We start from the raw sequence: 10,252 nt of genomic DNA on the forward strand, positions 1-10,252 counted from the left end.
AAATGCTTGGCAGGTAAAGGTGAATGTGGCGAGGATGCATAATGGACAAAACGATAAACCACTGCTGCATAACGATGCTTGGTTAAGTAAAACACTGAATATGGAGCAGGTACTGCTCGATGGAAGAACCCTCTCCATGGAGCAGTTGGCTGAAATTCCACAAGACATTCGTCTGAAGTCGCCGCTGCTGCTGCGGGCGGAGTGCGAGGATGGACTGCTTCACGGGCGGCTTGTCGAGACGCAGCAGCTGCTGGAAATGGCTTTGAAGGGCTTCGCCGCACAGGCGGACGAAGCCTCGATGCTGGCGATGCTGGGTATGCTGGCACTCCTCTATGAGCAGGTGGGCGACGTCCAGGAATCACGTCCGTTAATAGAACTTCTCCGCCAGGAATGGGCGCGCACACCCGAGGCATGCAGCGGTTTCGTGCCTTGGGCAATCGCGAGGGCAGAAGCTAACGAAAGCGAAAACCTGGAGAAGAACCACTCCGTCCCCGAAGCCCTTTTCCTGGCGTCGGCCGAGCGCTTTCGGCAGGAAGGCAAGCCTGTGTGGGCGGGTTTTGTCCTGCTGGACCGCCTGCTCTTTAATAATCAGTCGGTTGCGGAGCCCGAATGGAACTTGTGGATGCATTGGCTGAACCGTAACATGGCAGAGCAGCCCTACAGCGAAGCATTATACCAAATTCTGAAAGACCAGACGGCTTCAGATTCACTTATCAAGCAGCTGCCCGCCAGATATGCTTACCTCTGCAGGGCTGTGCTTATGGGAGCGGCAGACCCCAACCCGGAATCGTTGTTTGACGATGATATCGAAATTCAGATTTATGCGGCTGCGGCCAGAGCCAGCCAGTCGATTACGAAGGGAGAGGCAGAGTCTGCAGCTGTTGCGCTTGAGACGGTGGAGCGATTGCATCAGCTGGTGGCAACTCCCGCAACATTAAGGGCAGCGGCTCACCTTGGGTCTTCCCTGCTGGAGATGAAGTCTTTGTCCACCGGTACGGCGGCAGTTGACCCGGATGCCGATGCCAATCAGCAGCCGATTACTCCTGACCCGGCCGGTCGTGACGGAAAATCGAATGCATCCCTGGGAGCAATCCAAGAGGCGGATGATGATTTCCCCTTGGCTCCACCGCGATGGCGGGTCAAATTGATCGATGGAATCAGCTTCACTTCCCTGCAGAACGGGTCTGTTGCCGAGCCTGTATGGAAGCGGCGCAAGGCAGGCGAGCTGCTTGTTTATTTGCTGCTCCAGCCCGGTTATAAGGCGAACCGGGAGCAGGTCATCGACCGTGTGTTTGGAGAAGGTGACCCGGCCAAAAGATCCAATCAGCTGTATGTCACTCTCCATGATTTGAGGCAATCCCTGAAGGATATGGGAATATCCGTGGATCCTGTTTATGCCAAACGGGGGCTGATTGCCGTGGATGAGCATATGGTGGACCAGGTGGATGCCGAAACCTTTATGACCTTGTCCCGGGTTGGCGACCAGCTTTGGGTGGACGACCGGGAAGCGGCCTGCCGCTTGTACGAAGAGGCTCTTCCGTTATACGGGCAGCTGGGCACAGAGCTTCCAGGCGCAGAATGGCTTGATCGGGTGCGCGATCAGATGATGGATAGACAGACGATTATGCTCAAGCGGCTGGCTATCTACTATTCGGACATGCAGGACGATATGATGGTGGAGCAGTGTCTGGGTGAATGGATTGCCCTGCGTCCTGAGCAGGAAGAGGCATATGAGACGATTATCCTTCATTTTCTGGATAAAGGCCGCAGATCGGAAGCCGTCGGATGGTACAAGCGTCTGGAGAGAATGTGCATGGAGGAGTTGGGTACAGAGCCGGTTGAGGAGATTAAACGTTTGCTATGGAGATGAACCCGATATCCTCCTCTCCATTATCGATACTCCCCGGGCGGAAGCTCATTAAGCGTCTGCTGCTGGTTTATTTTTTTTCGCTGCTGGCGGGCATGCTGATTTTGCATGCGGAGAACATTTTCATTTTCAACCGCTCCATACACGATCTGCTGCCTGTTACTCTGCCGGCGACGCTGCTGGGAATTATTGCGGGCGCTCTCGCCTTGGCCGCTGTTTCGAATTGGCGCCTTGGGCCGGTTTTTCTGGCAATGGGCGGCCCTAATTCGGAGCAGCGCACCCGCAGCGCGCTTGAGCGGCTGTTTCGTCTCCCGTACGAGCTGCTGCTTGGTCTGGCCGTTTCCGGCATGATCGTGCTGATCATCTATCACGGGATTCTTCTGATACGTACGGGCGTGGTTCACGGCTGGGAGCAGATCGATTGGCTTTCCGTTATCGGTGTGATTGCCGGCGAGGTAAGCTTGGCGATTACGGTTGCCATTCTTATTTTCACATCGGTCCGGTGGCTGCTGCGTCCTATTATTTTGCAGCTCCAGCCTTGGCCTGGGAGCTTCGCCGGCCGGGCATCGATTGCGCATCCGCTCCTTTTCACCTTCGCCAGCACATTTCTGGTGGCCCTGCTGAATTTGTTTCAACTTGCCGTTATGGCCGAAGCCTCGCATGATCCGGAATACACGATCAAATTCGGTCAGATTGCCTTGTTTTATTTCGTCATGGGGCTTGCCTTGTTTTACTATGTGACGCTGCAATTCAGACGAGAGCTGCGCGGGCTTGTCCGCAATATCAGGGGGCTGGTCGGTGGGCGCAAGCAGTTGAGCGGCAAGATGCCGGTCATCTCTCATGATGAAGCCGGTGAGCTCGCTGTGGCCTTTAATGAATTGCAGAGCCGGATCGACCGGGAATACGAGTCACTGGAGCGTGAGCTTAAGCTTGCGTATAATGTACAACAGAAGCTGCTGCCGCCCGGGGATCTGACGATAGGGTCCTATCGGATTGCGGCGCGCTGTCAGCCCTACCGGGAAGTGGGCGGTGATTTTTTTGATGTGGTGTCGCTCAGTCCCGGCCGCTTCGCCGTCATGATCGGGGATGTTTCGGGAAAAGGCATGCCGGCAGCTCTGCTGATGTCAGCCCTGCTGCTGCTGTTCCGGGCGGAAATCCGGCGAAACGGAAATCCGGCCAAGGTTCTTCAGCGGATGAACCGCCAAATCTGTGAGGCCATGGGCAACGAAGGTTCGGTTTCCATTGGGGTCGGGGTCATCGATCTGACGGCGGATACGGTTCAATATGCCAGTGCAGGGCATCTTTCTCCTTATATTGTTAAAGCGGATGGAGGCGTCCGCGCCGTGGATTGCAGCTCGCTGCCGATCGGATTCGATGCCGAAGCGGCATATGAGGAAATTTCACTGCAGCTGCACCCCGGCGACCGGTTTGTGCTTTATACGGACGGATTGATTGAGGCTGTGGATGAGGAAGGACAAATGTACAGCTTCGAAGGACTCGAAGCGGAGCTGTCCACCTGGAAAGCAAATGAGGATATTGTGCGGCTCGTAGACAGCTGGCTCAAGCGGATGGACCAAAGATGCGGCGCAGGCAGCGACGACCGGACCGTTGTGATTCTGGAGCTTGCCGGACCTTACAGAAGCGCTCTCTCCCAGCTGGATGTGGTGGCATCAGAACGCGGCGACGCCGCGCAGTTTATCCAAAACCAGTTCATGTCCCGGGAGTGGTCGATATCCAGCCGGCTGGGCGAGGAAAGGGCGGTTGCCCTGGAGCTGGGCGAATGGATTGAGGAAAGCTGGCCGGAATCGAAAATTCGCGAGGATGTGCAAAGCGCCATGGCCGAAGCCATGATTAATGCGATCGAGCACGGCAACAAACTTCATCCCTCCACGAATGTGACGGTGCTTGCCCAGATCGGCAGCCGCCTGGCGGTTTGCAAAATATATGATGAAGGCGGCGGCTATTTTCCACGGGCTTCCAAGGAAGAAGAAGAAATGACCAAGAAACGCGAGTCCGACGATCCCAGGGGATGGGGACTGGTTATCATAGATTCGCTGGCGGATTACTGGGCAACGGGCCGCGATGAACGCGGATTTTATACAGAGCTTTATTTCTTGAGAAAAATCAAACCGTTCTAAACATACTAAATTGGGAAGGAGGCGGCAAAAGCGATGGAACAACCCTTTAAGATGGAGATCCGGGAATTTCCCAACGGCATCGTGCTGAAGCTAAGCGGCGAATTGACCAAATCCGCAGAGAATGGTTTGTTATCCGGAATGGAGAATGAGGTGGAGCTTGGCAAAAGCATTCGTTTCATGGCGCTTGATTTGACGCAGGTGACCTATATAAACAGCGGAGGCATGGCTGTTCTCATCCGGCTCGCCAGAATGGGCCACAAGGTTGGCGTTCATACATTTGCCTGGGGAGTGACTCCCCATTATGAGAAACTGTTCCGGATGGTGGGGTTGACCGAATACCTCATGCTCTATCCCAATGAATTTGCCGTCATCCAGCGGATCGAAGCATTGGAATTGTAGAAGTTGGGGGTAGGAAAACCATGCAAGCGGCAATTTACAGCACGTGGAGACATATATTCAAGCTGGATCCGGACCGGAGCCTGACGGATGAAGCCCTTGACGCAATTTGTCTGTCAGGAACGGACGGCATTATTGTTGGCGGATCAACAGGCGTTACTTATGACAATACAGTGGAGCTTCTATCACGGATCAGACGGTATGAGGTGCCGTGCGCGCTGGAAGTTTCGGACGAGGATGCGGTTGTAGCGGGATTCGACCATTATTTCATACCTTTGGTGCTGAATACGCCGAATGCGGAATGGATGATGGGACGTCAAGTGCAGGCGCTGCGCAAATTCGGTGCCTTTATTCCCTGGAAAGAGACGAGCGCACAGGGATATTTGATCTTGAACAGTCAAGCGACAGCGGCCAAACTCACTGAAGCAAGTACAGAGCTGAGCATCGAGGATGTGGAAGCCCATATTTATATGGCGGACCGGCTGTTGCATCTTCCGGTGGTTTACTTGGAATACAGCGGGATGTTTGGGGACATTGCTTTGGTTGGACGGGTACGCGGGCTGCTGCAGGGTGCGCAATTATTTTATGGCGGCGGCATCGATACTGCGGAGAAGGCGCGGCAGGCGGCAGAGGCAGCCCATACGGTTGTTGTCGGCAATGCGGTATACGAGAACCTGGAGCAGGCATTGCAGACAGTGGAAGCTGTACGCGGTGTGGAAGTGAAGTTGGGATAAAAACGGTTTTCGTAAGCGAATCAGGTTCGTAAGTTCGCCTACGAAAGCCGTTTTCATTTAAATATAAGAAAGTATAAAATTCCTCCATACTTTGCTTATATTTCTAAGGGAAGAAACTTACTTTACCGCCAAAAGGACGGCACAGCCGTTTCTTCTTGCCGAAGGAAATTTGCTTTTTGCGAAGCAGGGCTTTTTGTACCTAAAAAAATCCTTCAGGAAAAGGATTACGATTGACACTGTCCCCTGTGTTGTCTATCCTGAAGATAGGCGAACAAATGCGAACACAGATCATTTCATCCCTACATGCAATCATAATGAATCGGGTTTCCCGACAAGCTGAAAGGAGCTTGTTTAACTCTATGCTAAATCATATTGGAATCGACGCTGCGGTTCAAAAATTGAATCCCCCGCAGCAGCAGGCTGTGCAGGCAACGGATGGCCCTCTGCTCATTATGGCCGGCGCAGGCAGCGGCAAGACCCGTGTGCTGACGCACCGGATTGCCTATTTAATTGAGAAGAAGCGTGTAGCGCCATGGAGTATTTTGGCCATCACATTCACGAATAAAGCGGCAAGAGAGATGCAGCAGCGGGTGTCGGCGCTGGTAGGGCTGAGCGGACAGGATATCTGGGTCTCGACCTTTCACTCCATGTGCGTCCGCATCCTGCGCAGAGATATCAGCCGGATCGGGTTTTCCTCCAGCTTCTCTATCCTGGATTCGGCCGATCAGCTCTCTGTTATCCGCAACTGCATGAAGGATCTCAATATTGATATCAAGAAATTTGAGCCCAAGAGCGTACAGGCCGCAATCGGCGGAGCGAAGAATGAACTGATTACGCCGGAGCGGTTTGAGAACAAAATCGGTGATTATTTCGACGGGATCGTCGCGAAAGTATATAAGTCGTACCAGAAGCGGCTGAAGAGCAACAACTCTCTGGATTTCGATGACCTGATTATGATGACGATCAAACTGTTCACCGATGAGCCGGATGTCCTGAATTTTTATCAGAACAAGTTCCGCTATATCCATGTGGACGAATATCAGGATACGAACCGGGCCCAATATATGCTGTGTAAAATGCTCGCCGACAAGCATCACAATATATGTGTTGTCGGTGACAGCGACCAGTCGATTTATCGCTGGAGAGGCGCGGATATCACCAATATTTTGAATTTTGAAGGCGATTATCCGGAAGCGAAAACGATTTTGTTGGAGCAGAATTACCGCTCTTCGGCCAATATTCTGAATGCGGCGAACGCCGTCATCAAGCAGAACAGCAGCCGCAAGCCCAAGAAGCTTTGGACAGACCGGGGAGAGGGAGAATCGATTACGGTCTACCAGGCGGATTCGGAGCATGAAGAAGGCTATTTCATCACTTCGGAAATCCGCAAGAATGTATCGGCGGGGCGCAAGTTTGCCGATCATGCCATTTTGTACCGGGCCAACGCCCAGTCACGGGTTATAGAGGAAACGCTGATCAAATCCGATATCCCTTATCAGATCGTGGGAGGCATTCGCTTCTACGACCGAAAAGAGATCAAGGATCTGCTTGCTTATCTGCGGCTGATCTCCAATCCCGACGATGACATCAGCTTCGCGCGGATCGTCAACGTACCGAAGCGGGGGATCGGCGATACAACCGTCGCCAGACTATCGGAGCAGGCGGGGGAGAAGGGAATCTCCATATTCGCCCTCCTGGAGCAGTTGGACTGGCTGGATATCACCGGCCGGGCGCGCGGCGCACTGAAGGAATTCCGCAATGTTATCGACAACGTGACGCGCATGGTCGAGTATTTGTCCGTGACGGAGTTAACCGAGAAGGTGCTGGAACTGAGCGGATATCGCGATGAGCTTGAGCGTGAGAATACACTGGAGTCCAAGGCGCGTCTGGAGAATATCGACGAGTTCCTGTCCGTAACCCAGGATTTCGAGAAACGCAACGAGGACAAATCGCTGGTATCCTTCCTGACAGATCTGGCTCTTATCGCGGACATTGATTCCATGAACAAGGAAGAGCCCGATGGCGGAGTCAAGGATGCGATAGTGTTAATGACCATGCATAGTGCCAAAGGCTTGGAGTTCCCGGTTGTTTTTATTATCGGGATGGAGGAAGGCGTCTTTCCTCACAGCCGTACACTAATGGACAATGACGAGCTGGAGGAAGAACGCCGCCTCGCGTATGTAGGCATTACCCGGGCGGAGGAGCGGCTTTACCTTACCTGTGCGCGGATGCGAACGCTGTTTGGGCGAACCAGCGCGAACCCGCCCTCGCGCTTCCTTGAGGAAGTGCCCGGCGAGGTGAAGGCGGTCGCCTCATCCTCCTACGGCGGGCGGCAGGCCGGCGCCGGTACCGGCGGGGGCAGCCGCTATGGCGGAGCCGCAGGCGGCAGCGCGGCCGGGTTTGGCTTTCGCGGCGGAGCTGCGGGCCGGCAGGCGGCGCAAGGCGGGCCTGCGGCCGGCGCAGGCGGCGTAAGGGTCAGCACGCCGCTTGATGCAGCCCGCGCGGCGGGCGGCGCGGCAGCGGCCAGCGGGGAAGCGGCACGCGATTTCGCGGCAGGCGACAAGGTTTCGCATGCCAAGTGGGGCGTCGGGACGGTGGTCGCCGTCCGCGGCAGCGGCAACGACAAGGAACTGCAGATTGCTTTTCCGGCCCCGGTCGGGCTTAAGAAGCTGCTGGCCAGCTTCGCTCCCATTACGAAAGTATAGGCTTGCATGATGCGGAAGAACTATCATTCAGGCGCTGCGCCATGAACCTTTAGTGACACTCGTATCCCTTTAAGAGCTATATATTAAGGCTGCCTCCTCATTCAGTGATAAATATTATGACGCGCTCTATTATGAACTGGTTTCATTAGAGCAGACAGCTCTTCATGTGCTGCCCGATTCGCCTACTCTGCTTACAAGACAAGTCGGCGCAGCTGATGTCTAAGAACAGCTTTTCACTTAATCAAGCCGCTAGCTGGGGTGCGCTGTCCCCGTGCCGATGCTGATCCTGCGAGCAGAAGCGGGTTAAGGGTATGTTATAAAGCCTGTTGGCTTATGCTGGTTTATAGAAGGATAAGACGTGTAGAGAGGAAGATTCGTCCGATGACCACCCCAATCCAGCCGGAAAACAGCATCGAGCCGCAGCAGCTGGCACGTATGCGGGAGCTGATTGACCTAATTGAGCAGCACAATTACCACTATTACACACTGGATAATTCAACCATCAGTGATAAAGATTATGACGCGCTCTATTACGAACTGGTTTCATTGGAGCAGACAACTCTTCATGTGCTGCCCGATTCGCCTACTCTGCGTGTAGGCGGGGATATTCTTAAAGGATTTTTACCGCATCGTCATCTCTCGAGGTTGTGGAGTCTTGACAAAGCGCAGGACCAGGATGCGTTGGTCACATGGAATAATCGTGTATGCAAGTCAATCGCCGACTACAATGCCAAGAACCCTGATGTGGCGCCGCTTCCTGATCCAACCTACGTCATCGAACAGAAGTTTGACGGTCTTACCCTTAATCTTACCTATGATCAAGGCAGGCTTGTTCAGGCGGCGACAAGGGGGAATGGCGTTACCGGAGAGGGCATTCTGGCCCAGGTGAAAACGATCAAATCCATTCCCCTTACGATCCCGTTCAAGGATGGGGTTATAGAGGTCCAGGGTGAAGGGATTATGAATCTGTCTGTCCTGCATACCTACAATCAAACGGCGGCTGAGCCTCTCAAAAATGCACGCAATGCCGCGGCGGGAGCTCTGCGCAACCAGAATCCGCGACTGACGGCTGAACGCAAGCTGAGCGCCTTTTTCTACAATGTGGGTTATGCGGAAGGTGTGGCCTTCGATAATCATCGTGAAATGCTGGATTTTCTGAAGGAGAACCGCTTCAAAGTCAATTCGTATTCGGCTTATTTCGATTCCATCGAAGAGGTTCAGGAGGAGCTGGAGAGGATTGCTCTTAAGCGTGCTGAGCTCGATTATCTGATCGATGGTGCTGTCGTGAAGCTGACGGATATGCGGACCCGCCAGGTACTGGGCTATACGGACAAATTCCCCCGGTGGGCCGTTGCGTACAAGTTCGAGTCCGAGGAAACGACGACGCGGCTGGAGTCGGTCTCCTGGGAAGTCGGGCGTACTGGGAAAATCACCCCGGTTGCGCGTGTGGAGCCGGTTGAACTGGCCGGAGTCACCGTGCAGAACTGCACGCTGAACAATGCGGGCGATATTGAACGTAAAAATCTTAAATTTGCATTGGGCACCCATGTTTTCATTCGCCGCTCCAACGATGTCATTCCCGAGATTCTCGGCAAAGTGGATGAAGAGCCCGGGGAGGAAATTACGATCCCTTCCGAATGCCCATCCTGCGGCACAAAGCTTGAGCTTCGCGGCGCTCATCTTTTTTGCCTGAATAAGCTGAACTGCAGGCCGCAAACGATTGGACGGATCACTCATTTCTCATCGCGCGATGCCATGGATATTGAGTCATTCAGCGTAATGACCGCGGAACAGCTGTTTGAAGAATGCGGTGTCCGTGATCCTTCTGACTTATATACGTTAACGTATGATAACTTGATCGGTCTCGAACGGTTTGGCGAAAGAAAAGCGAATAATCTGATTGCCGCCCTGGAGAAATCCAAGGAGCGTGATCTTGCCGCTTTCCTATTCGCGCTTGGAATTCCCAATACGGGTAAGGCGACGACCAAGATGCTGGCTGACAGCCTTGGCAGTCTGGAAGCTATCCGGAATGCCTCAATAGAAGAGTTAATAGCTCTGCCGGATGTCGGAGGGATTGTAGCCGAGAGCATTTACAATTACTTCCGCGATCCTGTTTCGATTATGAGCATAGAGCGCATGCTGGAGTTGGGTGTAAAAGCAGAAGCCGAGCATGCCGCCCCGATCCGGACTGATAGTATTTTCAACGGCAAGACCGTTGTCTTGACCGGAACCTTGACGTCCATGACCAGGGACGAAGCGGCCAGAAAGCTGGAAGCTTGCGGCGCGAAGGTGAGCGGCAGCGTCTCCAAGAAGACGGACTACGTTATTGCCGGTGAGAGTGCGGGGAGCAAGCTGACCAAAGCCCGTGAATTGGGTGTGACCGTTATCGAAGATGAGGATGAGTTTGCCAGG

At 53.8% G+C, this 10,252-nt stretch carries 6 protein-coding genes (1 of these 6 running past the window's edge); all 6 read left to right on the plus strand.

The annotated features are described in order from the left end of the window. The first annotated feature begins 34 nt into the window (after positions 1–34). Positions 35–1,870 carry an AfsR/SARP family transcriptional regulator gene (locus ACFOLF_RS19930; RefSeq protein WP_210038956.1) on the plus strand — a complete coding sequence of 612 codons (1,836 nt, stop codon included), beginning with the start codon at positions 35–37 and terminating at the stop codon, positions 1,868–1,870. Next, positions 1,861–4,005: an ATP-binding SpoIIE family protein phosphatase gene (locus ACFOLF_RS19935; RefSeq protein WP_210038955.1), complete on the plus strand. Its 2,145-nt coding sequence runs from the start codon at positions 1,861–1,863 to the stop codon at positions 4,003–4,005. Before ACFOLF_RS19930 ends, ACFOLF_RS19935 begins: the two co-directional genes overlap by 10 nt. Before the next feature lie 33 nt (positions 4,006–4,038). After that, positions 4,039–4,404, plus strand: a complete 366-nt coding sequence (locus ACFOLF_RS19940) for an STAS domain-containing protein (protein WP_210038954.1) — start codon at positions 4,039–4,041, stop codon at positions 4,402–4,404. Positions 4,405–4,424: 20 nt separating this feature from the next. Further along, complete coding sequence (locus ACFOLF_RS19945; protein ID WP_210038953.1) at positions 4,425–5,135, plus strand: heptaprenylglyceryl phosphate synthase; 711 nt, start codon at positions 4,425–4,427, stop codon at positions 5,133–5,135. A gap of 359 nt (positions 5,136–5,494) precedes the next feature. Next, on the plus strand, positions 5,495–7,840 hold the full coding sequence (gene pcrA, locus ACFOLF_RS19950; protein ID WP_210038952.1) for a DNA helicase PcrA: 2,346 nt from the start codon (positions 5,495–5,497) through the stop codon (positions 7,838–7,840). A 381-nt stretch (positions 7,841–8,221) separates the two neighbouring features. Continuing rightward, on the plus strand, positions 8,222–10,252 hold the 5' portion of the coding sequence (gene ligA, locus ACFOLF_RS19955; protein ID WP_379114477.1) for an NAD-dependent DNA ligase LigA. It continues 15 nt past the right edge of the window; the window shows 2,031 of its 2,046 coding nt (coding positions 1–2,031); the start codon lies at positions 8,222–8,224; the stop codon falls past the right edge of the window.

It is taken from the genome of Paenibacillus sepulcri (assembly GCF_042647105.1).
Taxonomy (GTDB): Bacteria; Bacillota; Bacilli; order Paenibacillales; family Paenibacillaceae; genus Paenibacillus_Z; species Paenibacillus_Z sepulcri.